Annotated in this window: 22 protein-coding genes, 1 tRNA gene and 1 pseudogene; 7 read left to right on the top strand and 17 right to left on the bottom strand. The window is 53.1% G+C overall.

Translation table 11 applies throughout. The annotated features are described in order from the left end of the window. Positions 1-21: 21 nt before the first annotated feature. The 8 genes from nagZ to AB4K05_RS08005 form a co-directional block, all read right to left on the bottom strand. Positions 22-1047 (bottom strand): beta-N-acetylhexosaminidase, encoded by a 1026-nt coding sequence (nagZ, locus tag AB4K05_RS08040; RefSeq protein ID WP_368479462.1) that lies wholly within the window; start codon positions 1045-1047, stop codon positions 22-24. Further along, entirely contained in the window at positions 1035-1871 is an 837-nt protein-coding gene (gene thiK / locus AB4K05_RS08035; RefSeq protein ID WP_368479461.1) for a thiamine kinase, read from the bottom strand. Before thiK ends, nagZ begins: the two co-directional genes overlap by 13 nt. Then, complete coding sequence (lpoB, locus tag AB4K05_RS08030; RefSeq protein WP_368479722.1) at positions 1858-2505, bottom strand: penicillin-binding protein activator LpoB; 648 nt, start codon at positions 2503-2505, stop codon at positions 1858-1860. Before lpoB ends, thiK begins: the two co-directional genes overlap by 14 nt. A 22-nt stretch (positions 2506-2527) precedes the next feature. Continuing rightward, the gene (locus AB4K05_RS08025) at positions 2528-2902 is read right to left on the bottom strand and encodes a YcfL family protein (RefSeq protein WP_368479460.1); all 375 of its coding nucleotides are present in this window, start codon (positions 2900-2902) and stop codon (positions 2528-2530) included. A 3-nt stretch (positions 2903-2905) separates the two neighbouring features. After that, positions 2906-3262, bottom strand: coding sequence for a purine nucleoside phosphoramidase (hinT, locus tag AB4K05_RS08020; protein ID WP_368479459.1), 357 nt, complete (start codon positions 3260-3262; stop codon positions 2906-2908). Positions 3263-3395: 133 nt separating this feature from the next. Next, on the bottom strand, positions 3396-3719 hold the full coding sequence (locus AB4K05_RS08015; RefSeq protein ID WP_368479458.1) for a YdbL family protein: 324 nt from the start codon (positions 3717-3719) through the stop codon (positions 3396-3398). A gap of 7 nt (positions 3720-3726) precedes the next feature. Then, positions 3727-3918 carry a YnbE family lipoprotein gene (locus AB4K05_RS08010; RefSeq protein ID WP_368479457.1) on the bottom strand — a complete coding sequence of 64 codons (192 nt, stop codon included), beginning with the start codon at positions 3916-3918 and terminating at the stop codon, positions 3727-3729. Further along, complete coding sequence (locus tag AB4K05_RS08005; protein WP_368479721.1) at positions 3915-6557, bottom strand: YdbH family protein; 2643 nt, start codon at positions 6555-6557, stop codon at positions 3915-3917. Before AB4K05_RS08005 ends, AB4K05_RS08010 begins: the two co-directional genes overlap by 4 nt. Before the next feature lie 311 nt (positions 6558-6868). On the opposite strand from AB4K05_RS08005, the gene AB4K05_RS08000 reads away from it, so the two are divergent. Both AB4K05_RS08000 and hslJ read left to right on the top strand, forming a co-directional pair. Continuing rightward, positions 6869-7858, top strand: a complete 990-nt coding sequence (locus AB4K05_RS08000) for a 2-hydroxyacid dehydrogenase (RefSeq protein WP_368479456.1) — start codon at positions 6869-6871, stop codon at positions 7856-7858. 121 nt (positions 7859-7979) lie between these two features. After that, on the top strand, positions 7980-8420 hold the full coding sequence (hslJ, locus tag AB4K05_RS07995) for a heat shock protein HslJ (protein WP_368479455.1): 441 nt from the start codon (positions 7980-7982) through the stop codon (positions 8418-8420). 3 nt (positions 8421-8423) lie between these two features. Here the strand turns inward: hslJ and AB4K05_RS07990 are convergent, their stop codons facing one another. Then, a complete protein-coding gene (locus AB4K05_RS07990) occupies positions 8424-8690 on the bottom strand; it encodes a DUF333 domain-containing protein (RefSeq protein ID WP_368479454.1) in 267 nt (88 codons plus the stop codon). Between the two features lie 354 nt (positions 8691-9044). On the opposite strand from AB4K05_RS07990, the gene nifJ reads away from it, so the two are divergent. Together nifJ and ompC are read left to right on the top strand one after the other, a co-directional pair. Further along, the gene (gene nifJ, locus AB4K05_RS07985) at positions 9045-12572 is read left to right on the top strand and encodes a pyruvate:ferredoxin (flavodoxin) oxidoreductase (RefSeq protein WP_368479453.1); all 3528 of its coding nucleotides are present in this window, start codon (positions 9045-9047) and stop codon (positions 12570-12572) included. 359 nt (positions 12573-12931) lie between these two features. Continuing rightward, complete coding sequence (gene ompC, locus AB4K05_RS07980; RefSeq protein WP_368479452.1) at positions 12932-14083, top strand: porin OmpC; 1152 nt, start codon at positions 12932-12934, stop codon at positions 14081-14083. Positions 14084-14201: 118 nt separating this feature from the next. Here ompC and AB4K05_RS07975 read toward each other — a convergent pair whose 3' ends face one another. The 5 genes from AB4K05_RS07975 to AB4K05_RS07955 all read right to left on the bottom strand — a co-directional run bounded on the left by AB4K05_RS07975 (position 14202) and on the right by AB4K05_RS07955 (position 16492). Beyond that, a complete protein-coding gene (locus AB4K05_RS07975; protein WP_368479451.1) occupies positions 14202-14486 on the bottom strand; it encodes a heavy-metal-associated domain-containing protein in 285 nt (94 codons plus the stop codon). Continuing rightward, positions 14483-14839, bottom strand: coding sequence for a mercuric transporter MerT family protein (locus AB4K05_RS07970; protein WP_368479450.1), 357 nt, complete (start codon positions 14837-14839; stop codon positions 14483-14485). Before AB4K05_RS07970 ends, AB4K05_RS07975 begins: the two co-directional genes overlap by 4 nt. Then, on the bottom strand, positions 14817-15962 hold the full coding sequence (locus AB4K05_RS07965) for a transglutaminase-like domain-containing protein (protein WP_368479449.1): 1146 nt from the start codon (positions 15960-15962) through the stop codon (positions 14817-14819). The genes AB4K05_RS07970 and AB4K05_RS07965 overlap by 23 nt, the downstream gene beginning before the upstream one ends. 159 nt (positions 15963-16121) lie before the next feature. Continuing rightward, positions 16122-16196, bottom strand: a tRNA-Gly gene (locus tag AB4K05_RS07960). A 14-nt stretch (positions 16197-16210) separates the two neighbouring features. Beyond that, entirely contained in the window at positions 16211-16492 is a 282-nt protein-coding gene (locus AB4K05_RS07955) for a YdgH/BhsA/McbA-like domain containing protein (RefSeq protein WP_368479448.1), read from the bottom strand. A 202-nt stretch (positions 16493-16694) separates the two neighbouring features. On the opposite strand from AB4K05_RS07955, the pseudogene AB4K05_RS07950 reads away from it, so the two are divergent. Next, positions 16695-16810 (top strand): annotated as a pseudogene (locus AB4K05_RS07950) (site-specific integrase); the annotation flags it as partial. Positions 16811-16930: 120 nt separating this feature from the next. Then, complete coding sequence (gene ttcA, locus AB4K05_RS07945; RefSeq protein WP_368479447.1) at positions 16931-17866, top strand: tRNA 2-thiocytidine(32) synthetase TtcA; 936 nt, start codon at positions 16931-16933, stop codon at positions 17864-17866. A 44-nt stretch (positions 17867-17910) separates the two neighbouring features. Here ttcA and dbpA read toward each other — a convergent pair whose 3' ends face one another. From dbpA to AB4K05_RS07930, 3 genes are all read right to left on the bottom strand, one after another. Continuing rightward, complete coding sequence (gene dbpA / locus AB4K05_RS07940; RefSeq protein ID WP_368479446.1) at positions 17911-19284, bottom strand: ATP-dependent RNA helicase DbpA; 1374 nt, start codon at positions 19282-19284, stop codon at positions 17911-17913. 337 nt (positions 19285-19621) lie between these two features. Further along, positions 19622-20605, bottom strand: coding sequence for a zinc transporter ZntB (zntB, locus tag AB4K05_RS07935; RefSeq protein WP_368479445.1), 984 nt, complete (start codon positions 20603-20605; stop codon positions 19622-19624). 168 nt (positions 20606-20773) lie between these two features. Beyond that, positions 20774-21943 (bottom strand): methyl-accepting chemotaxis protein, encoded by a 1170-nt coding sequence (locus AB4K05_RS07930; RefSeq protein WP_368479444.1) that lies wholly within the window; start codon positions 21941-21943, stop codon positions 20774-20776. 375 nt (positions 21944-22318) lie between these two features. Here AB4K05_RS07930 and AB4K05_RS07925 point away from each other — a divergent pair, with 375 nt between their 5' ends. Continuing rightward, on the top strand, positions 22319-24463 hold the full coding sequence (locus AB4K05_RS07925; RefSeq protein ID WP_368479443.1) for a putative bifunctional diguanylate cyclase/phosphodiesterase: 2145 nt from the start codon (positions 22319-22321) through the stop codon (positions 24461-24463). Positions 24464-24525 lie beyond the last annotated feature (62 nt).

The following is a 24525-nucleotide window of genomic DNA, read 5'->3' as shown; positions in this document are numbered from 1 at the left end:
ATTACTCCCACACCGGGAGGGTTAATGACCAGCCTTCACTTCCTGCCAGCGTTCGTGGAGTTGCTCCAACTGAGCGCTAACCGTTTTCCAGCGGGCGGAGTCCATCAGTTCTTGACGGCTAAATGAACCTTTATGATACAACTTCGTAACACGCTCAGCGTTGATCGGCGACAGGTTATCCAACACGCTGACCGCCCCTTTACGATTATTGCAGACGAGGATCATATCGCAACCTGCGTCGAGCGAGGCCTGCCCGCGTTGTGCGTAGCTGCCCATAATGGCGGCGCCTTCCATCGACAAATCGTCAGAGAAGATAACCCCGTCAAAGCCCAGCTCACCGCGCAGCACGGTTTTCAGCCAGTACGGCGACCCACTCGCCGGACGCGGGTCTACCGCATCATAAATCACATGGGCTGGCATGATGGCATCTAGGGCATTTTCGGTAATCAACGTTTTGAATACCGCCATATCCTTGCTGCGAATGTCGGCATCGGTTCGCGGGTCGTGCGGCGTCTCTTTGTGGGAGTCTGCCGTTACCGCGCCGTGGCCTGGGAAGTGCTTCCCGGTGGTTTTCATCCCGGCGTCGTGCATGCCGTTAATAAAGTGGCGCGCCATCGCCAGCGCTTTATGTGGGTCCGCATGATACGAACGCTCACCAATCGCCGTACAGATATGGCCGACATCGAGCACCGGCGCGAAGCTAATGTCGATATCCATGGCAATCATTTCGCTGGCCATCAACCAACCGGCATCTGCGGCCATGCGACCGCCCGCCTCTTCACCTAGAACCGCAGCAAACGACTGTGCTGCCGGTAAGCGGGTGAAACCTTCGCGGAAACGCTGTACGCGCCCGCCTTCCTGGTCAACGGCTACCACTAGGTGATTGCGCGAGGCGGCGCGGATCTGGCGTACCAGTTCGCGCAGCTGCTCCGGGTCATGGTAGTTACGCGTAAAGAGAATTAAGCCCCCCACCAGCGGGTGCGCGAGGATCTCACGCTCCTCGGCATCTAACTCATAACCTTCAACATCTAGCATTACTGGGCCCACACGCCCTCCTTATTATTCTGTAGCCGTTGCCAAGCATCGTTGGCCAACGTATAAAATTTTTCGTCGCCGGTCTGATGCCCGCGACACTCAAACCAACCCGCCATCAGCATTAATACCCACGGCCGCCAGCGTCGAACCTGCCGCCAGAGGATTTCCGGCGCAATGTACGCGCGTTCGGCGTAGGCCAACGTAAGCTGATGGCGCTGTCTATTGTCCTCGGTCCACACCGCCGCCAGCTCCAGCGCAACGTCACCGTCACCTGCATATTCCCAGTCGATGAGCCTAAGTCCCTGTGCGGTATGCACGATATTGCCGGCATGAACGTCCATGTGCAGCGGCGAAAGCCGCAGTGCTCGCGGCTCGCCCTCTTTACGCAGACGTTGTAAACAGCGTAACCAGAATGGCGTACGTCGCACCGGGCTACACTGCTGCCAATATTTTTCCAGCAGCGGTAGCAAGGCCAGCTGCCAGCCGAAACGGGGCTGCCGATGCAAATCATACAGGAGAGCGGCGAGAGGACGATGGGCCGGGAGCACGCTTTTGATCTCACCGGCTAAATATTCAACCGCCATCCAGCCGGGTGTATAAAAAACCGGCTTCGGCGCAAGCGTATTGGGTAATCGATGCAGCGCACGAAACTGACGAAGAAAATCGCTTTCGGGCGCATCAGGCGCATGATGCTGGCGGAGAACCAGCCGCTTTTCACCCTGCTTGATGATACAGCTGCTGCCACTCAGCCCCGACGTTTCGGGGCTGGCGAAAATGTGATAGTGCGGGAAGTCGCGTGACAGAACCGCGTCACGCGTGAGCTTATTGTTGTGCAACCGCGCCCTTTCCTGACCAGACGATTTCGCCCGTCTGCACCTGCATCAACTGCATTTGCAGGGTTGGCGCATTGACGTTGCCGGTCGCATTCGAGTAGAGAACGTATTGCGCACTCACGTTACGGGCAATGCCCATCGCCTTGCTGCGGGAACCGAGGCTATCCTGCGGCGATAAACCCAGTTGCTGTTTGGCAACGGCCAACTGCTGTGGGGAAACGAGGGTGAATTTGGTGTTACCCGACAGCGCATTGCGCAATGCGGTGGTCGCTTCACCGGCGTTCAATGAACCGTTGGTACGGTTATTTACGCTATCCACCAGTAAAATGCTGCCCGCGTTTACGCCCGCGGCCTGCAACATTTTGCCCACCAGCGGCTGCGCGGCACCGTTCCAGTCGTAATGACGCACACGAGGCGCTGGCTGAGTTGACGTATCGCCGCCGTGCTCAATCGGACCCGGTTGCGTTGGAACGGTCGGTACGGTTGGCACCGTAGGCACCGGCTGCTGCGGCTCGGTTGGCTGCTGCGGTTGCTGTGGCTGCTGCGGATTGACCGTATCAACAGGCGCCGGTTGTTCACGCACCACACACCCGGCAAGCAACATCGCCAAGGAAGCAATTAATGCATAGCGACCCAATTTACTCATTCCAGTTTACCCCTTACAGATAAAGATAAAGCCGGGCTTTATGCGCCCCTAAACCGTTAGCGGTCCCGTATAACGTGACCGAACCCATTGGAGGAACCGTAATACTGCGCGGAGCCTCAAGCGGGTGCATTTCCAGTCCTCTGGCGTCATACCAGTAATAACGATAATGGACGGTGACTGGTTCTCGCCTTTCATTAAACAGCTTGGCGCTGGCGGTGGCCTGAATATCCGATGTGGTAATTTCAGGCGCTTGTGCGCTGATCCCCGCCGCCAGAACATTCGACTCCATCACCAGCGGCTGCTGTTCGCTAACGGCGATTTCCAGGCGCGAATGACACCCGGCCAGCAACGTGGCGCAAAGCGCAAGACCCAAGCATGCCGATTTCATAGATTAGCCTTTATGCGCCAGCATTGGCCCCAGCGGGCGACCGCCCACCAGATGCATGTGAATATGATAGACCTCCTGCCCACCGTGACGGTTGCAGTTCATAATCAGACGATAGCCGTCGTCAGCGATGCCTTCTTCTTTGGCGATTTTGGCCGCCACGGTAACCATACGACCCAGCGCCAGCTCGTGCTCGGCGCCAACATCGTTGGTGGTGGCAATCAGCGTATTGGGGATAATCAAAATATGGGTCGGTGCCTGCGGCGAGATATCGCGGAACGCGGTCACGAGATCGTCTTGATAAACGATATCCGACGGGATTTCACGACGAATGATTTTGCTGAAAATCGTTTCTTCTGCCATTGCAAATTCCTTTATTATTCTCATATATCGTCGGTAAAATCGTTACCGGCGAACAGGTTACATGCCGAGAGTATGAGCGAGTTGCAGCCCCTCTTTCAACCGGATTAGGTTTTTTCTTACATCGCTGCGATCTTTACTTACGTACCCACTGGCCATTAATGCCCTGAACATATTCGCCGGGCTGAGCTTTATCGATCAATTTCTTACCCGCAAGCCTTGCCACTTCTTGCTGCGGCAAGTTATTGCTTTGCGCAAGTTGTTGATAGCTTTCACCGCGCGCCTGATTGATTTTCTTCACTAACGCTAGCGTATCATTATCCTGTTTTAGCGCTGCCAGATATCCGCCCTGCGTCTCGCCGACGCGCCCCTGCTGGCGAGCATCGGTCAACGTTAATGCCAGCGCGGTGGTACTCAACAGGCTAAGCGCTAAAACGGCGACAATCCTTAATTTTCGCATGATCACCTCAGAACAAGTCACTACGTGATTTCAGCAAATCCTCAACGTCCTTATCGGCCTTGATACGGATTTCATGCTCAATCTTCACATTCATATTGATGGTAATCGGCTCTTTCGGCGCCGCCACTTCAATGCGCGGTACGCAACCCGATAACAGGCTGCTGGTCACCACGGCCACTACGGCGATGGATAATTTCATTGTTGCTCCTTACATTCCGTGCCGCTGCGACACGGCGCACCGGGTAGGGTCGCGTGTTGCTCAAGCCATGACTGAAGTTTGTCGCCAAAGCGCAGGCTTCGCCACAAATCAAAAACATTCTCTTGGTGCGTATAGTTCAACTGCACCGTACTGCGTTTTTCGTCCATGACGCCGGTGCCGGTCACTTCAGCCTGCAACGACAGCATGCCGAGGCTATCAAGATTGATGCGGGTCCATGAACGAGAGATTTCCAAATAGCGCAGCCAGTTGATAGCGGCACCGGCGGCGATGTTGTCATCGGCGACGGCATCAGCCGTGTCTTTATCAAGCCGCAGCGTCATCGGACCCGGGTTGTGCAGCCAACCATCTTTGATAATCCATTGACTGTCGTTCAGCCAAAGCGGCAGCGCACCATCTACCGGGCCGGACATGGCAAATTGCTTCGGGTTCACCGCACTAACCAACTCACTCATTGAGATATGATGAAGCCGCAGCAGCGCCGCGTCATGCTGAGGCATACGTAGCTGTTGCATGGTGACTTTGCCCCCCAGCACATCAACACTGACATTGCTGAGCTGTAACGGCGAATCTTCACTCCACGGCCAGGTCCCTTGGAGGTCAGCCGCCACATTACGGGCGGTAACCTGGTTGACGATTTCCGCAATGCGCAGCGACACCGGGCGACGCGTGCCCAACTGCCAAACGCCGGACTTCAAACGGAATGGCAGCACAAAATCTACGCCGTTGACTTCGTTATCCGGCATCCATGCGCTACCGCTGCGCAGCACGCCGTGACCACCGGCTTCAAAACCTTGATCCGCGGCGGCTGAAAACGCCACCTGAGCGTACAGCGTCCCGTCCCGGAGTTTCATTTTCCAATCCGGCGGCACCAGCGGCTGGAAGACCGTCAGCGACTGTTTTGGCCACCACGCATTGCCACGCAGACGTTCACCATCCCAGCGACCGTTAACCTGAATCGGACCAATCGCCTGGGCTTTAAGATTGCCTTTGAACTGGAAGAAGGTGGGATCGCGACCCTCAACGCTAAAACTGAGCGCAGAAGCCGGCAGCACGCTGCCGCCGGTAAAGCGGGTTTCGTTCGCCTCCAGTGCCAGCGCCCCGGTAAAGGAAGGATGCTGCGCGTTACGGATCCAATGGATAGGTTTTTCCAGCGTCAAGCGCGGCTTATCAATGGTCATGGTGCCGTAATTCAGCTTGTCAAAACCGGTCGATAGCGCGTTGAGAACTATCTCGCTGTCACGCCACTCGCCGGTTCCCGTTACATCCCAGCGGGCCTGCATCGGGGTAAAGTGTCCGTCTCCCCAATAGCGCCACTGCCAGGTGCCTTTATCCGGCATAAAGTTATCGGCCTTACCATCGAGATGCAGAACAAAATCGCCGGTCTGCTGTTCATGGGCGCGAAGGATAGCTTGCAGACGACCATCAATCCCCTGAGTGGAGATTTTCACCCCAGCCAGCGGCCAGCGAACATCATCAATATTTAAGGCATCAATCACCCGACCGCGAGAACGCAACAGCGCGCCGGGCTGGAACGCCAGTACCGGCGTCATCAGCGGGCCACTTAGATGAGCGGGCAGTCGGGCATAGAAAATTAAATCCCCCTGCTTGGCTTCTCCGGTGAGCTGTAGCGGCATGTCGCTGCCGTCCATGCCAAGCCGGCCTGGTCCAACGCTTAATACGGCGTTGCCCTTCCCGGCATCGCCCGCCGTCAACACGTTCATGCGCCCGGTGATAAGCGTTTTCTCAATGCCCTGCTGCCAGTCCTCGAACTTAACGCCCAGTCGACCGCTTAACGGTATCCCCGGCTGATAAGGCCAGCTCCACCGTCCGTCGCTGATAGTGAGCTGTTGTTCACTCAGTTGCCATGGAAAGTCCACCAGCGGCGTGTCCTCACCCCGGGCCATCATCACCAGTTGCCCCTGATTTCCGTCCCAGTTAAGCTCGGCATCCACCAAGGAAGGCACCTGCGGAACCTGGAGTGTCGATTCAAGATGCCCCTTCACAGGCAGACCATCAGGAACCAGCGGCATGGTGAACTCGCCCAACAGCCTCACAGGTTTTTCACCGTCGATTAAATTGGCGTGAAATTCACTGACCGTCAGCGACTGACCATGCAGACGGGCATGCAGCGTGACATGTTCCCCTTCATATTGCAGATCCTGACGCTTTGCGGTGAGCGAAGCGGTGAGCTTGCCCTGCCATTTTTCCCACGGCGAAATACGCAAAGAATCTATCGAAAGCCAAGTATTGGGCAGCATGGATTGCCACTCAGCCAGCGTGCGCGGCGCACCGGGAACCGCGTCGTTTGACGGCAGTTTGGCAAAACAGATGGAATTAAGGCTGACCGCAGCCGCGTGCAACTGCCAGCGGCTGGGATGCGATAGCGAGACATCTTTTAGCGCCGCCAGCTCGCAGTCCCCGGCAAGATAGCGTAGATCGGGAATATGTAACCCTTGGCGCGTGAAGCGTGGGCTGTCGTTAAGGGCGATACGTGTCCCCGCCGGAAGCCAGATGCCCACCAGCGTAGGAACCCAGTACCCTAGCGTCATCATCAACGTCAACGGTAGGAGTATGATTAGCAGGAGTAATGCAATTAAAGCTTTATATTTACCCTTCATGGGTGCAGTAATGTCCAGATTGAGCAGGCAGTCATGCCGGACCAAGTAACGTGCGGTCCAAAGGCGCATATTGTGTCATGTCAGACCAGAGAGTGAAAGCCGCAGTCATGTGATTAAGCGTAGCTGCTATAAAATAAAATGTGAGTAATTTCAGTTGATTCTGATTGATGACGTAGGTTTCACCCCACCGCCTAAAACGCGTATACTGGCAACAGTTTCCTTACGTAACTTTAGCATTCAAAAGATTTTTACATTTTGTATGATTATTTGAAATATGCTAACTTGACTCTAAAATCACTGGAGTAAAGCTTATGAAAATCGCCGTCTACAGCACCAAGCAGTACGACAAAAAGTACCTGCAAAATGTGAATCAGGCATATGGCTTTGAACTTGAGTTTTTCGATTTTTTGTTAACGGAAAAAACCGCCAAAACCGCACATGGCTGCGAGGCAGTGTGTATTTTCGTTAATGACGACGGTAGCCGTCCGGTACTGGAAGAGTTGAAAAAAAATGGCGTGAAATACATCGCGCTGCGCTGTGCAGGATTCAACAACGTCGATCTTGATGCGGCGAAAGAACTCGGCCTGCGCGTTGTACGTGTTCCCGCCTATTCACCGGAGGCGGTCGCCGAGCATGCTATCGGCATGATGATGACATTGAACCGCCGTATTCACCGCGCTTATCAACGTACCCGCGATGCCAACTTCTCGCTGGAGGGGCTGACCGGCTTTACCATGTACGGGAAAACCGCCGGGGTCATTGGTACGGGGAAAATCGGTATTGCCGCGCTGCGGATCCTCAAAGGTTTTGGTATGCGCCTGCTGGCATTTGATCCATACCCAAGTGCCGCAGCCCTGGAACTAGGTGTCGAGTATGTCGATCTGCCAACGCTTTTCGCTGAATCAGACGTTATCACACTGCACTGCCCGCTGACGGATGAGAACTACCATCTGCTGAACACCGGTGCCTTCGAGAAGATGAAAGATGGCGTGATGATTATTAACACCAGCCGTGGCGCACTGATCGATTCACAGGCTGCCATTGAAGCGCTGAAAACGCAGAAAATCGGCGCGCTAGGGATGGACGTGTATGAAAATGAACGCGATCTGTTCTTTGAAGATAAGTCCAACGACGTGATTCAAGATGACGTTTTCCGTCGTCTGTCAGCTTGCCACAACGTGCTGTTCACCGGCCACCAGGCCTTCCTGACCGCCGAGGCGCTGACCAGTATTTCGGAAACCACGCTGGAAAATCTGAGACTCATCGATACCGGCGCAGACTGCCCTAACTGCCTCGTCTAATACGCCCACTGCTCCCTAGTTAACGCTGGGGAGCATTTTCAGATAAGCCCTGCATACATCATTCACAGTACAGTTAAACTTCCAATCCATTCACCAAGTAAATAGATAAGAAGTTTGTGCAATGAAGAAAATCGTTTTTCTGCTGGCGGCAGCGACGCTGCTTGCCGGATGTGTCTATAACAGCAAAGTTTTTACCGGCGGCGATAACCTACAGCATCACCGCTTCGTCCTAGAAAGTGTCAACGGCAAAGCCGTTCAGAGCGAAAACGCACCGCTGGACCTGAGCTTTGGCGAAAAACAGCCGCTGCTGAATAAAATCTTCGTGTCCGGTACTTTGTGTAATCAATTTTCGGCGATGGCCACCCTCACCAATGGCGAACTGACCGCTCCCGACTTAACCATGACGCGCAAACTGTGCCGCAACGCGCAGCTTAATCAGCTCGACGCCACGCTTGCGAAAATGCTTCGCCAAGGCGCGCAGGTAGACTTAACAGAAACACAGCTAACGTTGGCTACCGCTGACCAAACGTTTATCTACAAGCTCGCCGATCTGGTGCACTAACCTTTAGTAGCTACCGCAGCTGCCTACCGCAAGAGACTGCTCACTGCATCGCTTGCCGTTCGGCAGCGCACACATCCCGATGTTTGAGCCATCAAGCTGGCGCGCGGCTGACAGCGTTCCGCCAATCATGGCGCAGTTGGCATCACCTGAGCTCGACATCGATGCTCTCATTCCCGGCGGTACGTGTGCCGCAGTGGCCTGCTGAACAGGTTCATTACTGCACGCGGACAACAACATCGTCGCACACCCGATTAAAAACGCAGCTCGCATCACTTCCCTCCCGAACGCAAAATTAAGAACAAACCTAAGCATCATAGGCATCAGCGCACGGTACGTCGAGAGACGAAACGCGCATTTATGCACCGTAGAAACATTTTCTACCAATTTTATTCAGCCAAAAGCCCCCACATTATTGATGTAGACCTCACCAAGGACACAAAAGCAAAAATGATTCAGCGTGGGGTTTGCTAGACTTTACGTTATGCATGGATGTTTTGTTTGCCTGATAAGGTGTCATCCGCCATCAGGTATAACAGCAACGCCAGACGGCTTAATAACTATAAAATTCCGGTTCCCGGCGTGTTCGTGAACCTAATTTCTGCGCAATGTAAGGTGTCATAATCAATGATCACAATTGACGGTAATGGTGCGGTCGCCTCTGTTGCGTTCCGAACCAGTGAAGTCATCGCCATTTACCCAATTACGCCCAGCTCCACCATGGCCGAACAGGCGGACGCGTGGGCAGGTAATGGCCTGAAAAATGTGTGGGGGGATGTCCCCCGCGTAGTTGAAATGCAGTCGGAAGCCGGCGCCATTGCCGCTGTGCACGGCGCATTACAGACCGGTGCACTATCCACCTCGTTCACCTCATCTCAGGGCCTCCTGTTGATGATCCCAACGCTCTACAAACTGGCCGGTCAATTAACGCCGTTTGTGCTGCATGTCGCCGCGCGTACCGTGGCGACTCACGCGCTGTCTATTTTTGGCGATCATTCCGACGTGATGGCCATTCGCCAGACCGGTTGCGCCATGCTCTGTGCCGCCAGCGTGCAGGAAGCGCAGGACTTTGCGCTGATTTCCCATATCGCCACGCTCAAAAGTCGCGTACCGTTTATTCATTTCTTCGATGGTTTCCGCACCTCGCACGAAATCAACAAAATTGTGCCGTTGGCCGATGACACTATCCGTGATCTGCTGCCGCATGAGGAAATTGCCGCCCACCGTGCCCGCGCGCTGAACCCAGAGCATCCGGTGATCCGTGGGACGTCCGCCAACCCGGACACCTACTTCCAGTCTCGCGAAGCCACCAACCCGTGGTACAACGCGGTTTACGACCACGTTGAACAGGCGATGAATGATTTCGCCGACGCCACCGGCCGTCACTACAAACCGTTTGAATATTACGGTCATCCCCAGGCCGAACGGGTGATTGTTATCATGGGTTCCGCGATTGGTACCTGCGAAGAAGTGGTGGATGAACTGCTGACTCGCGGCGAAAAAGTGGGCGTCCTTAAAGTTCGCCTGTATCGCCCCTTCTCCGCCCAGCATTTGTTACAGGCGTTACCGGATAGCGTACGTAGTGTCGCCGTGCTCGACCGAACCAAAGAGCCAGGCGCACAAGCAGAGCCACTGTATCTCGACGTTATGACCGCACTGGCTGAAGCCTTCAATCAGGGCGAGCGCGAAACGCTGCCCCGGGTCATCGGCGGTCGCTATGGCCTTTCCTCAAAAGAGTTTGGTCCGGACTGCGTACTGGCGATTTTCAACGAGCTTTCGGCCGTGAAACCAAAACCGCGCTTTACCGTTGGCATCTACGATGACGTCACCAACCTCTCCTTGCCGCTGGCGGAAAATACCCTGCCGTCAACCGCCCGGCTGGAAGCCCTGTTCTACGGCCTGGGCAGCGATGGCAGCGTTTCGGCCACCAAAAACAATATCAAGATTATTGGTAACTCCACGCCGTGGTTTGCGCAGGGCTATTTTGTCTACGACTCGAAAAAGGCCGGTGGCCTGACGGTGTCGCACCTGCGCGTAAGCGATAAGCCAATCCGTTCCGCCTATTTAGTGGCACAGGCTGATTTTGTTGGCTGCCACCAGTTGCAATTTATTGATAAATACCAGATGGCCGAGCGCCTGAAACCCGGCGGCATTTTCCTGCTTAACACGCCGTACAGCGCGGATGAGGTTTGGGCGCGTCTGCCGCAGGAAGTCCAGGCGGTGCTGAACCAGAAGCAGGCCCGTTTCTACGTAGTCAACGCGGCGAAAATCGCCCGTGAATGCGGTCTGGCGGCACGAATTAACACCGTGATGCAGATGGCGTTCTTCCATTTGACGCAGATCCTGCCGGGCGACAGCGCCCTGATGGAGCTGCAAAACGCCATTGCCAAAAGCTACAGCAGCAAGGGGCAGGATCTGGTTGAGCGTAACTGGCAGGCGCTGGCGCTGGCGCGTGAGTCGCTGGCGGAAGTACCGCTGCAGCCGGTGAATACCAACAGTCCGAACCGTCCGCCGGTGGTCTCTGATGAAGCCCCTGATTTCGTCAAAACCGTGACCGCCGCAATGCTGGCCGGGCTTGGCGATGCGCTGCCGGTTTCCGCGCTGCCGCCGGATGGCACTTGGCCGGTAGGCACCACCCGCTGGGAAAAACGCAACATTGCCGAAGAGATCCCTATCTGGAAAGAAGATCTCTGTACCCAGTGTAACCACTGCGTCGCCGCCTGCCCGCACTCGGCGATTCGCGCCAAAGTGGTCTCCCCGGAAGCCATGGAAAACGCCCCGGCGTCGCTGCACACGCTGGATGTCAAATCCCGTGATATGCGCGGCCAGAAATATGTGCTGCAGGTCGCCCCGGAAGACTGTACCGGCTGTAACCTGTGCGTTGAAGTATGTCCGGCTAAAGATCGCCAGAACCCGGAAATTAAAGCCATCAATATGATGTCGCGTCTTGAGCACGTTGAAGAAGAGAAAGTGAACTATGACTTCTTCCTCGACCTACCGGAAATTGACCGCAGCAAACTCGAACGCATCGATATTCGTACTTCACAGCTTATCACTCCGCTGTTTGAGTACTCTGGCGCATGCTCCGGCTGCGGTGAAACGCCGTATATCAAACTGCTCACACAACTGTATGGCGACCGTCTGTTGATTGCCAACGCCACCGGCTGTTCGTCTATTTACGGCGGCAACCTGCCTTCAACGCCCTATACCACCGACGCGAATGGTCGCGGCCCGGCGTGGGCTAACTCGCTGTTTGAAGATAATGCCGAATTTGGTTTGGGCTTCCGTTTAACGGTCGATCAGCATCGTCAGCGCGTGATGCGACTGCTGGACGGTTTTGCCGCGCAGATCCCGGCCGAACTTAACGCAGCCCTGCATGCTGAAGCGACACCGGAGGTCCGCCGCGAGCAGGTCAGTGCACTACGTCAGGCACTGGCGGGCATTGAGGGTACCGAAGAGCTGTTGACCGATGCTGATGCGCTGGTCGAGAAATCTATCTGGCTAATTGGCGGCGATGGCTGGGCTTACGATATTGGTTTTGGCGGTCTGGATCACGTGATGAGCCTGACCGAGAACGTCAATATTCTGGTGCTCGATACCCAGTGTTACTCCAATACCGGCGGCCAGGCCTCGAAGGCCACCCCGCTCGGCGCGGTGACCAAATTTGGTGAGCACGGCAAGCGTAAAGCGCGTAAAGATCTGGGCGTTAGCATGATGATGTACGGTCATGTCTACGTGGCACAGATTTCGCTCGGTGCGCAGCTTAACCAGACGGTGAAAGCCATTCAGGAAGCGGAGTCTTATCCGGGGCCGTCGCTCATCATCGCCTACAGCCCATGCGAAGAACACGGCTACGACTTGGCATTGAGTCACGATCAGATGCGCCAGCTTACCGCCACCGGTTTCTGGCCACTGTTCCGCTTCGATCCACGTCGCGCAGATGAAGGTAAAATTCCGCTGGCGCTGGACTCTCGTCCACCGTCTGATGCCTTAGCCGAAACGTTGATGAACGAGCAGCGCTTCCGCCGTCTGAATAGCCAACAACCGGAAGTGGCTGAGCAATTGTGGAAAGATGCTGCCGCCGATCTGCAAAAACGCTATGACTTCCTCGCTCAACTGGCAGGAAAAGCGGAGAAGACTACCTCAGCGGAATAAGTGTTAAATCTCATGCTGTAGGCAGAAAAAAAAGCCCGAATAATTATTCGGGCTTATCATTTACCAATGACAAATTAGATAAGACGACACACGGTAAAAGTAATTCGCTGTGTGGCAAAAAGGCATATAACCGGCGTAGATTACCGCTGAATTTCTTATTTGTATAATTTTTAATTTATATAAAAAGACATAATATATTCATGAAATCTATTGTTATTTCAATGGTATCATCTTCTTTAGATTTTACTTATTCCGTAACAAATGTTATTTATCCTCTAGCTTAATTCTCCTTTAGCATTAACTCACTACCTTCATCCGGTAGTGAGCGAATATAAAAAAATACTAAAGGAATAACTTCAATGAACAGAAAAGTACTGGCCCTCGTCATTCCTGCCCTGCTTGTAGCGGGCGCAACTCACGCTGCTGAAGTTTATAATAAAGATGGCAACAAATTAGACATCTACGGCAAGATAGATGGTCTGCATTATTTCTCCAGCGATTCTAAAAAAGACGGCGATCAAACTTATGCTCGTCTTGGATTCAAAGGCGAAACTCAAATTAACGATATGCTGACCGGTTACGGCCAGTGGGAATACAACATTCAGGCAAACTCCACTGAAGGTGATGGTGCGAATAGCTGGACTCGTTTAGCGTTTGCCGGTCTGAAATTCGGTGATTACGGTTCATTCGACTACGGTCGTAACTACGGCGTACTGTACGATGTAGAAGGTTGGACCGATATGCTGCCAGAATTCGGCGGCGATTCTTACACTAACGCTGACAACTTTATGACAGGCCGTGCTAACGGCGTGGCAACTTACCGTAATACCGACTTCTTCGGTCTGGTTGATGGCCTGAACTTTGCCATGCAGTTCCAGGGTAAAAACGAAGGCCGTAGCAACGAGAACAGCGATATTGGCACCAACAACCGCGGCACCGATAGCGATTCCCGTTTTGATAACGGCGACGGCTACGGTATTTCCACGACCTATAATATCGGTATGGGATTTAGCGCAGGCGCTGCATATACGACTTCCGATCGTACTAACGACCAGCAAGATGGCAGAACTCACGCCAATCATTTGCAATATGCTAGCGGCGATACCGCCGATGCATGGACTGCGGGTCTGAAATATGATGCTAACAACATCTATTTGGCAACGATGTATTCTGAAACCCGCAATATGACGCCATACGGTGATTCCGGGATTGCGAACAAAACGCAGAACTATGAAGTTACCGCGCAATATCAGTTTGATTTCGGTCTGCGTCCGGCAATTTCTTATTTGCAGTCTAAAGGCAAGGACTTGTACAACGTCAATGGCAGTGCTGCAGGCGACAAAGACTTGGTTAAATATATGGATATCGGTGCCACATATTACTTCAACAAAAACATGTCAGCCTACGTTGATTATAAAATCAACCTGCTTGACGGTAATGACAACTTCTACAGTAACAACGGAATTTCAACCGACAACATTACGGCTCTAGGCCTGGTTTACCAGTTCTAACGGCGTAAAAAACCGCAGCAGCGGTGAATATTGCCCGGCGGCGCAAGCTTACCGGGCCTACAATCCTTTTCGTTTGTAGGCCTGATAAGCGAAGCGCCATCAGGCAATGCACCACCGGTTACCGTACTGCACTTTCCCCGTGAATCTCGCCCTTAAACCCCGTTTGCGCGATCGCCGCCAGCAGGCGCTGATTATCAAAATCTTCCGGCACCACGACCTGCGCTTGCCGCGTTTTTAACGAAGCCTTGGCCTTAACCACGCCCTCAGTCGAACGCAGCGCCTTGTTAATCGAAATCACGCACAGCGGGCAGTTCATCTCGCCGACATCAATCGTCACCATTTTATCTGCCGCCCAGCTCAATGGCGTCACCATCAGCAACGCCAGTAACACTGCTTTTTTCATTCCATCCGCTCCAAAATCCACGGCAAAACGTAAGGATAGGTTATCAACACCAGCACCAGCGGCACCGCTATCCAGTACAGCCACACCAGCACCCGGCGGCTAACGACGCTGATACACACTGGTTTTGGCGACAGATAGAGCCGCCAGAAGCCCCGCGCCATTAATCCCACGGCCACCAGCACCATTGGAATTTGCAGCCAAGAAGCCCCCGGGATCCCCACAAGCCCTGCCGCTGAAATGCCAAACAGCAAATACAGCAGCGGTCCAATGCAACACAGAGTCGATGCGCCGGCAGCGATAATTGCCGCCAGCAGCGTCAGTATCCCGCCTTTAATGCTGTTCGATGCTGACATAGTCGTAGCTAAACAGTGCGGGATCGTAGAAATTCAGCGGGTCACCGTCCACTTCTGCGTACGGGTAGCCCAGGTTGTTGATATCTCCCTGCTCGGCTGCCGGAGACAGCGCGAAATCACGACCATGGTTAAAGCCAACCCAGTTCATTTCCCAATTGCCGAACAGGTAGTCATTCACCGCATTCACCGACGGATCGCCGTTCTCTTTTTTCTCGGTCAGCCGCATTTTAGTCACATCAGCCGGGTCCGCCGGCATCCAGCCGAAACCAGCAAGCCAGAACATTGCGCGGCAGTGCTGACCGCCGCTGACTTTGGCAACGCCCTGTGCATCGGCGCTGCCGAAAGCTTTGGTGGAGTACTGATTCAGCTTGCGGCTAGCCCCTAGACGAATGCCGAACATTTCACGGGCCGGAATACCCACCGCGCGACACAGTGCAACAAATACGGAATTGATATCGGTACATTTGCCGCCGAGTTTGCCGGTTTTTAGGATCTCACCCACATCTCCCGTGCCGCAGCCAATGACCGCATCATCACGATGCATATGGGTGCTGACCCAATCATGGATCAGACGCGCTTGTTTCAACGGCGCCTTCTCATCGCCAATAATCTTTTGCGCAGTTTCTTTGACCACGCCGTCAACCGGAATATGCGGCGTCGCATGCAGGAAAGGTTTGATTTCGTCAGGAATAACGATGTCGGCAACAGGCAGTTGCCAGTCAGCAAGACGGTTGTCTTTAAGCACTTCCCAATCGCGGGTTTCGATTTCCATTTCCACCTTAATTTCCAGCGGACCGCTGGAAGAAGGCCAGGTGACAAACAGGATTTTTGCGCCGTAGCGGTTATTGGCATTGAGCGTAGCGCTTTGGTAGTTACCGCTAAAAGAGAGATTTATCAGCTGCTGGAAAGCCGTCTCTTCTGGAATGGGGATCCACAAATTAACCTTACCGGACGAGCCTTCTGGTGCTTTCAGGCTGTAGGTCTGCGTCATCTTGAAGCGGCGGTATTTACCGGGAGATGAAACGGCGGGCTGTGCGACGGTTTCGGTTTTAGCAAAAACGGGACTGACCAAACCCAGCGTAGAAAGTGCAGCCGCACTTTTCAGAAAGTGACGCCTTTCCATTGTGTATCCTTCATCACCAGAAAAAGCTGGCGCTTAACCCCGCACCTGCGGAGGTTGGGCATTATTATGCGACCATGTATAAATCACGACAATGGATAAGAAGGGGTAAAATTGACAATACGAGTGCTTTAGAACGCGTGGGAGGTACTGTAGGGATATTGGTCCGCCGCCGAGGAGTCGAACCTCGTCTCGTCAGCCAGGAAAGCTGGTGCTTAACCGGTAAGCTTGCGGCGGTGCTGGGCTGTTCCTTAGCGGTACACTTCCGCATTGCCAGTCCATAAGCTAGAGTTCGCTGGCGTACTTAGCGCAATCACGCGTAATTTTGCGCCACCTATCGCATTGGCCTTTTTTCGCAGCGCACGAATGGCATCATCAGGGCTGCCGTTGATACCGCTGACGGAAACGCGCCCTAAACTGTCCAGCCCCTGCGTCGTTTCGCTACCAATGACTTCCGGAAGTTCTGCGGCCATCACTGACGAAGAGATAGCAAACGCAAAAATCGCAGGGATAACTTTTGAGAAAATTTTCATCTATTCAGTCTCTCATGTGACGATTCGAGACATGATTATCTATGCTGTCATGATAGTTAGTGTCATGAGGCCTCAAATATGCTTAAAGATTGCGTATCAATTAAGGACCAAAGATGTCGAATTAATTCAGAACCACATCGACGGGCGTCAGGGACAAAAATCTAACGCCCCGATGGGCTCCATCAGCCCCAGATGGCAGGTTGCTGTAAAACGTGCTGGCATTCGTCGCCGTAATCCGTACCATACGCGCATACTTTTGCCTGCTGGTTGCTATCGACCAGAGCGAACCCATCATTAATGGCTAATCGGATGGGGCATTAACGCGCGTATGGCGAGAACGAATAAGCGCCGGAGCAGACCGTCAGGATTGATGTAATACATCTCCTCGGAATGAACCCGCTCCTTAGATGCCCCTTTTGGTTTTAGAGAACGGTAACAATGCAAGAAAATCAGTCTGTTACAAAGAAAGAACAATACAACCTGAACAAATTACAAAAGCGTCTGCGTCGTAACGTGGGCGAAGCCATCGCTGACTTCAATATGATTGAAGACGGCGACCGTATTATGGTGTGTCTCTCCGGCGGTAAAGATAGCTACACCATGCTGGAAATTCTGCGCAATTTGCAAAAGAGCGCGCCTATCAGCTTCAGCCTAGTGGCGGTAAACCTCGACCAGAAGCAGCCTGGATTCCCGGAGCATATCCTGCCGGAATATCTGGAAACGCTGGGCGTTGAGTACAAAATTGTCGAAGAAAATACTTACAGCATCGTGAAGGACAAAATTCCAGAAGGCAAAACCACCTGCTCTCTGTGCTCCCGTCTGCGCCGCGGCATTCTCTACCGTACCGCCACCGAGCTGGGTGCAACCAAAATTGCTCTTGGCCATCACCGTGACGACATTCTGCAGACCCTGTTCCTGAACATGTTCTACGGCGGCAAAATGAAAGGCATGCCGCCGAAGCTAATGAGCGACGATGGCAAACATATCGTTATCCGCCCGCTGGCCTACTGCCGCGAAAAAGATATCGAGCGTTTCTCTGAAGCCAAAGAATTCCCGATTATTCCGTGCAACCTGTGCGGCTCCCAGCCTAACCTGCAACGTCAGGTCATTGGCGATATGCTGCGCGACTGGGATAAGCGTTACCCTGGCCGTATCGAGACCATGTTTAGCGCCATGCAGAACGTGGTTCCATCGCACCTGAGCGATACCACGCTGTTTGACTTTAAGAGCCTGACACACGGTTCAGAAGTTGTTGATGGTGGGGACTTGGCGTTTGACCGGGAAGAAATGCCGCTGCAGCCGGTTGGCTGGCAGCCTGAAGAAGAAGACGGACAGCTAAACGAGCTGCGTCTGGATATTGTGGAAGTGAAGTAACGCGATAGCGTCCCAGTCTGCTGCCTGGGACGCCTTCTAAACGATTATTTCAGCAAACGCGCACGACACGCCTTACCTTTAATTTTGCCTTTCTGTAACAGCTTGAACGCCTGATGGGCAACGCCCGCACGAACCGCCACGTAGACATGTGCCGGATGCACATCAATCTTACCGATATCGGCACCGACCAACCCAACATCACCGGTTAATGCCCCGAGGACGTCACCCGCGCGCATTTTGGCCTTCTTCCCGCCATCAATGCACAGAGTTGCCATTTCTGGCTCCAGCGGCACAATCTTCGCCTTCGTAGGTTCCGGCATCCAGTTCAGCTTGATGTTCAGCATTTCGGCAAGGATGTTCGCGCGCTGTGCCTCTTCCGGCGCACAGAAGCTGACGGCCAGACCGCTGTTTCCCGCACGCGCAGTACGACCGATGCGGTGTACGTGCACTTCCGGGTCCCACGCCAGTTCGTAGTTCACGACCATCGACAGCGATTTAATATCCAAACCGCGCGCCGCGACGTCGGTTGCCACCAGAATACGCGCGCTACCGTTAGCAAAACGCACCAGCGTCTGATCGCGATCGCGCTGTTCGAGGTCGCCATGCAGCGCAATGGTGCTCTGCCCTGCGGCATTCAGTTCTTCGTAAACCGCCTGGCAATCTTTTTTGGTATTACAGAACACCACGCATGATGCTGGCTGGTGCTGACTCAGCAATTGCTGCAGCAGTGCAATCTTGCCGTGGCGCGGCACATCAAAGAACTGCTGTTCTACCGCAGGAAGCGCATCAACAGAGTCAATTTCGATTGTTTCCGGGTCGCGCTGCACGCGTCCGCTGATGGCCGCAATCGCTTCAGGCCAAGTGGCAGAGAAAAGCAGCGTCTGGCGCGAGGCTGGCGCAAAGCGGATAACTTCGTCAATAGCGTCGCTAAAGCCCATATCCAGCATGCGGTCGGCTTCATCCATCACCAGCGTTTGCAGCGCGTCCAAAGACACGGTGCCTTTTTGTAGATGATCAAGCAGACGGCCAGGTGTCGCCACAATGATGTGCGGCGCGTGCTGTAAGGAGTCGCGCTGGGCGCCAAACGGCTGTCCACCGCAAAGAGTTAATACCTTGATATTCGGCAGGAAACGCGCCAGACGACGAATTTCACCAGCGACCTGATCGGCCAGTTCGCGAGTCGGGCACAGCACCAGCGACTGGGTCTGGAACAGGCTGGCATCAACATGCTGCAACAGACCAAGGCCGAAGGCTGCCGTTTTACCGCTGCCGGTTTTTGCCTGCACGCGCACGTCCTTGCCGGCGAGGATCGCCGGTAACGATGCCGCCTGAACTGGGGTCATGGAGAGATAGCCCAGGTCATTCAGGTTGTCTAACTGGGAGGCTGGCAGTGCATTAAGGGTGGCAAAAGCGGTCACAATATTTTCTCGCGAATAATTAGGGGCTGACGTTGGGCAGGCGCGTATCCTCGCAGATCTCGCAGCCCGATGCGACATATTAATCGATGGGTAAGGTTAGGCGGTAGCAAAAAGCGGACAAAAAAAAGCCGACTTTATTAAGCCGGCGTCGTACGAATCAATTGTGCTATGCAGTAATTCAAAAAAAGGAAGTAAGACAATATGGAGCGCAACGCCCATCGCTTGACGTTGCATTCACCTGCAGGAACGATATTGCCCTGATTGGGGTGCTGGTTTATTGACCTCGCTCAAATTAAGTCGCGTTTTGGCCTATAAAGCGCAATAGAAAGACCAATTTTTACAACCAGTTACTGCGATGTAACCACCACGTAACACCACCAATGAGTAAGACCAGCATAATACAAAAGAGGGAGAAGCCCAGATGCGAACCACCGCCCGGGATCCCTCCAAGGTTAACGCCAAACAAGCCGGTCAGAAACGTACTCGGTAAAAAAACCATCGCCATCAGCGACATATTATAAGTACGCCGTGAAAGTGACTCCTGCATCATCTGCGCAATTTCATCGGTCATCACCGCCGTCCGCGCAATGCAGCCATCAATCTCGTCCAAACCACGGCCAAGCCTATCGGCAATATCCTGCATCCGTCGACGATGATCGTCAGTCATCCACGACATACGTTCGCTGGACAGTCGGGCATAAACGTCACGCTGAGGCGCCATATAGCGTCGCATAACAATAAGTTGTTTGCGCAGCAGCGCGAGGAATCCACGCGGCGGCACCTCTTGTTCCATCAGGTTATCTTCCAGATCGATGATTTTATCGTGCAGTTGCTCGATAAATTCGCTTGCGTGGTCAGTCAAGGCATCGCAAATATCCACCAGCCAAGAACCGCAGTCGGTTGGGCCGCTGCCCTCTTGCAGATCGCTGACCACATCATCAAGCGCCAGCACCTTACGCTGGCGGGTAGAAACGATGATGCGTTCATCTATATACAGGCGCATCGCCACCAGTTGATCTGGACGTTCATCGGTACTGCCATTAATGCAGCGCAGCGTAATCAGCGTCCCTTCCCCCAAACGGCTGACTCTTGGCCGCAGACTTTCACCAGCTAGCGCGTCGCGCACCGTCGTCGGCAACAGCGGCGTGTTCGCCAGCCACTGAGCGCTGTCGGGATGGGTGTAGTTTAGATGCAGCCAGCACGGATTATCTTTGCTGACGCACTCCGCGTCGGTTAACGGTTTGACACCGCCCTGCCCATCAAAAAGCCACGCAAAGATGGCATCAGGCACGTTAAGATCAGATCCCTTTATGGCTTCCACATCGCCTCCGGTCGCAACTATTTATCCTGATAGTCTAGCCATCTGCTTTTGTTAAGCAATAAGAGGGTGTGCCATCGCGCTGAAATTGTTCGTAAAAGACCCGATTAAGGCTATGGGAAACATAAAAAAGCCCGACATATTCGCCGGGCTTTGCACAACATAATCACGTTAGAACGATTGCCAGAAATTCCTATCGCTGGTCCCGGCAACCGCCGGTTTGAGCGGTTGCAGACCAGCCTGTACCGCCGGTGCTGGCGTCTCATTACCGATACGGAAGCTTTGCGTGCGCGATTGCAGCTCAATAACCTGGCGTTTGAGTACATCGGATGAACCTGCGAGCTCTTCCACCACGCCAATATTACTTTGGGTCACCGTTTCCAACTCGGTTAACGCCATCGTAATTTGATCGATGCCTTTTTCCTGCTCGGAAGTGGAAACCGCAATTTGCTCCATCAGGTTACTCAATTCACCCGAGCCGGTGACGATCTCCTGCATATTCTTCTCGGCTTCAGCGACAATATTCGCTCCTTGGGTCACGTTCTCACTGGTCACACTAATTAAGGTTTTAATACTTTTCGCCGCCTCTGCGCTGCGATGCGCTAAATTACGCACCTCGCCAGCCACCACCGAAAACCCTTTGCCGTGATCCCCAGCTCTCGCCGCTTCGACTGCCGCATTCAGCGCCAGAATATTCGTCTGGAACGCGATGCCATCAATCATGGCAATAATTTCGGTCATTTGTCGGGCGCAGTCGGTAATAGATTGCATATTGGTTGCCACATTGCCCATCAACGCCCCGCCTTTTCGCGCGCATTGTGTTGCTTCACCTGCACGTTCACTGGCAAGGCGAGTATGTTCGGCGTTATTTTTAGTGCTGGCAGCAATCTCCTCCATACTGGCCGCCGTCTGCATCAACGTGGCCGATTGCTGTTCGGTTTTCACCGACAGCTCGGCGCTGCGGTTCGCCAGTTGATCCGACATGGTCATCGCATTATCAGACGATGAGCGTATCTCCGCGACCAGAGTGGAAATATTGTTAGATAAACTGTTGATGCCTGGAATTAATCGCCCGGCACAGTTGTTACCAAATACCGGAATTCGCACCGATAGATTTCCATCATTAACTTCATCAATACTGCGTTTTACCGCATTAATAGGCGTGACTAGGTATTTTGTCATATACATCCAAAGGAATGCTAATGCCACCACCCATATAATATTAATGGCTAAAAGCAAGAATATATTCTTCGACAATATTAGGCAGATCACATCTGCGACAAAGAAAACAGCCAGCATAAACACCATAATAAACGTTCGGACGCTAATGTTTTTAAACATAACCTTTCCCCAACACTTGCTGTGTAATTTGGTTATATCACTAGAAGTTGTATTTACCAGACCATTTTAACGTTTCGTGCCACTTTAACCGTTAGCTGTGCAAGTTTTGCTTTTATCGGGCATTACTGCTAACTAAAGCGAAACTACAGACGTAAGGCTCCATAATCGTTTTTAACTTTATGGAAGTTAAGAATAATCTATAATTATTAGCAGCATTATTTATTACTAATTCATCAATATTTAGTAATGCTTAATATTCGAATCAGCCGACTTAACGATGTAAAAAGAACGTATCCAGCTTGTTATTTTTCTGGATAAAATTCGGAATTTACTGATAGATTAATTAAAACCCTCTTATGAAAAGGTATGGATTGCATGATGCTGCACGCTTCGTGGGACCCGATACTAGTCGGTATTTCATTTCTGGTGGCATTCATTGCTTCTTTTGTAGCGCTAGATAGTGCGGCAAAAATTGCTGCCTCTAATAAAAAAGTGGCGTTGTTCTGGCGAATCACCGGCGGCGCAACGCTGGGTATTGGCATCTGGTCGATGCATTTTATCGGCATGTTGGCCATGAAAATGCCGATGCCGATGAGCTATCACCTTGAGCTAACGATAATTTCGTTAATGGCCGCGATAATTGCCTCTTCGCTGGCCATTAACATTGCCGTCGCAGGAAATACGCTGTCACTAAAGCGATTGTGTATTGCCACCGCACTACTGAGCAGCGGCGTCGTCACCATGCACTATGTCGGTATGGCGGCGCTGATGTCGCATGAAGATATTATCTGGAACATCCCGTTAATTATCGCCTCGGTGGTCATAGCCATTGTCGCCTCCTGTGTGGCGCTGTGGCTGGCATTTAGCCTGCGTCTGAACAGCAAGGGCGTGCTGTTGACGCGTGTTGGTGCCGCGCTGGCGATGGGAATCGCCATTGCCGCCATGCACTATACCGGCATGAGCGCTGCGACCTTTACCGGACATGGTCACATGATGGCAGACCATTCACTGATGGTCAGCGAAGAAGGATTATCCATCTGGGTATCCGTGACCACGTTGCTGCTGCTCGGACTGATGCTGATGATTTCCATGATCGACTCCCAGGTGCGTACCTCGCGGCTGACGGAAAACCTCCAGCGGCTAAATCAGCAGCTTGAACAACAGGCGCGCTATGATGGTTTGACCGGGCTGGCAAACCGCAGCCAGATTGATATGCGCCTGCTGGCGTGTCTGCACCAGTCGCGGCTTGCAGGCAGCACCTTTGCCCTCGTCTTGATGGATCTCGATCGCTTCAAGCTGATTAACGACGCCTGGGGGCATCACGTCGGCGATAATCTGTTGGTTTCCGTCGCCAACCGAATGAGCGCCTGCCTAAATCCTAAAATGACCCTCGCGCGTATCGGCGGCGATGAGTTTATTCTGCTGGCCCCCAACTGCAATGAAGCCGAAATTACCGATATTTGTACCCGTATGGTCGAAAGCATCCGCCGGCCGTTTTACCACTCCGGGCAGATTTTACAGATTTCCTTAAGCGTGGGGATAAGTCTCTATCCGGGACACGGTGAAACGCCACAGGAGCTGAAGTTGTCCGCAGATACCGCGATGTATCATGTGAAGCATAACGGCCGTAACGGTTGGGTTATGTACCATGAATCCATGCTCGACAGTACGTGGCAAGGCGCGCATTTCCTGCAAGATCTGACCCAGGCGCTGGAGCGCGATCAGTTCGAGCTTTGGTATCAGCCCAAATATCACGTCAAAGAACAGCGCATTTACGGTTTCGAAGCGCTGGTACGCTGGCGTCATCCGAAGAAAGGCATCCTACTACCAGAGGTATTTTTGCCGACATTGCAAAATACTGGGCTGATTGTTCAGGTCGGCAATTGGATTTTGGAGCAAGGCTGCGAACAGCTACGTAAATGGAGCCGCGCCGGGCACGATGACTGGACGTTATCGCTGAATATTTCGCCCGTTCAGTTTGAACAGCAGAACTTTTATGAGCAGGTTTGCGACGCGCTAATGCGCCACCATATCTCGCCGACCCGTTTAACTATTGAGCTTGCCGAAACCACCGCGCTCCACGGTTTCGACCGCAGCGTACAGATATTCAATGATTTTTGCCGCATCGGGATGACTATTTCTATCGATAATTTTGGTATTGGGTATTCCAATATGCTGGCCCTACAGGATTTACCCGCAGGCGAGTTGAAAATCGACAAAAGCTTTACCAAGGATATGCGCGAGAACAGTAAAAATATCAAAATTGTCTCAACCATTATCAATATCGCCCACTCCATGAATATGGCGGTGGTGGCAGAAGGGGTGGAAACGCAGGAGCAACAGCGCATTCTCTCTGGATTGGGCTGTGACGCCCTGCAGGGATTCTGGTTCTCAGACCCGGTACCCGCAGAAGACATTGAATTTATGCTCAGCAACCTACCGCTTAGCGGCGATCCGAACGCTCCGGCGGCAATCCGTCGGGATATCGCCTCCTCTACCGGCAAGAAAAAACAGGCTTGAGCGTCGCGGCTACCCGCAACGGGTAGCCGCAACTATACTTCCTGAGCCGTTCATCTCTCCGG

The organism is Kluyvera sp. STS39-E, assembly GCF_040932435.1.
Lineage (GTDB): Bacteria > Pseudomonadota > Gammaproteobacteria > Enterobacterales > Enterobacteriaceae > Kluyvera.
This window is presented reverse-complemented; position numbering and strand designations above follow the sequence as displayed.

What these genes read in the sequence shown, in the direction of transcription:
- AB4K05_RS08025 (WP_368479460.1), bottom strand. Translation starts at nt 2,902, where the DNA reads ATGAAATCGGCATGCTTGGGTCTTGCGCTTTGCGCCACGTTGCTGGCC.
- hinT (WP_368479459.1), bottom strand. Translation starts at nt 3,262, where the DNA reads ATGGCAGAAGAAACGATTTTCAGCAAAATCATTCGTCGTGAAATCCCG.
- AB4K05_RS08015 (WP_368479458.1), bottom strand. Translation starts at nt 3,719, where the DNA reads ATGCGAAAATTAAGGATTGTCGCCGTTTTAGCGCTTAGCCTGTTGAGT.
- AB4K05_RS08010 (WP_368479457.1), bottom strand. Translation starts at nt 3,918, where the DNA reads ATGAAATTATCCATCGCCGTAGTGGCCGTGGTGACCAGCAGCCTGTTA.
- AB4K05_RS08005 (WP_368479721.1), bottom strand. Translation starts at nt 6,557, where the DNA reads ATGAAGGGTAAATATAAAGCTTTAATTGCATTACTCCTGCTAATCATA.
- AB4K05_RS08000 (WP_368479456.1), top strand. Translation starts at nt 6,869, where the DNA reads ATGAAAATCGCCGTCTACAGCACCAAGCAGTACGACAAAAAGTACCTG.
- hslJ (WP_368479455.1), top strand. Translation starts at nt 7,980, where the DNA reads ATGAAGAAAATCGTTTTTCTGCTGGCGGCAGCGACGCTGCTTGCCGGA.
- AB4K05_RS07990 (WP_368479454.1), bottom strand. Translation starts at nt 8,690, where the DNA reads ATGCGAGCTGCGTTTTTAATCGGGTGTGCGACGATGTTGTTGTCCGCG.
- nifJ (WP_368479453.1), top strand. Translation starts at nt 9,045, where the DNA reads ATGATCACAATTGACGGTAATGGTGCGGTCGCCTCTGTTGCGTTCCGA.
- ompC (WP_368479452.1), top strand. Translation starts at nt 12,932, where the DNA reads ATGAACAGAAAAGTACTGGCCCTCGTCATTCCTGCCCTGCTTGTAGCG.
- AB4K05_RS07975 (WP_368479451.1), bottom strand. Translation starts at nt 14,486, where the DNA reads ATGAAAAAAGCAGTGTTACTGGCGTTGCTGATGGTGACGCCATTGAGC.
- AB4K05_RS07970 (WP_368479450.1), bottom strand. Translation starts at nt 14,839, where the DNA reads ATGTCAGCATCGAACAGCATTAAAGGCGGGATACTGACGCTGCTGGCG.
- AB4K05_RS07965 (WP_368479449.1), bottom strand. Translation starts at nt 15,962, where the DNA reads ATGGAAAGGCGTCACTTTCTGAAAAGTGCGGCTGCACTTTCTACGCTG.
- AB4K05_RS07955 (WP_368479448.1), bottom strand. Translation starts at nt 16,492, where the DNA reads ATGAAAATTTTCTCAAAAGTTATCCCTGCGATTTTTGCGTTTGCTATC.
- ttcA (WP_368479447.1), top strand. Translation starts at nt 16,931, where the DNA reads ATGCAAGAAAATCAGTCTGTTACAAAGAAAGAACAATACAACCTGAAC.
- AB4K05_RS07930 (WP_368479444.1), bottom strand. Translation starts at nt 21,943, where the DNA reads ATGTTTAAAAACATTAGCGTCCGAACGTTTATTATGGTGTTTATGCTG.
- AB4K05_RS07925 (WP_368479443.1), top strand. Translation starts at nt 22,319, where the DNA reads ATGATGCTGCACGCTTCGTGGGACCCGATACTAGTCGGTATTTCATTT.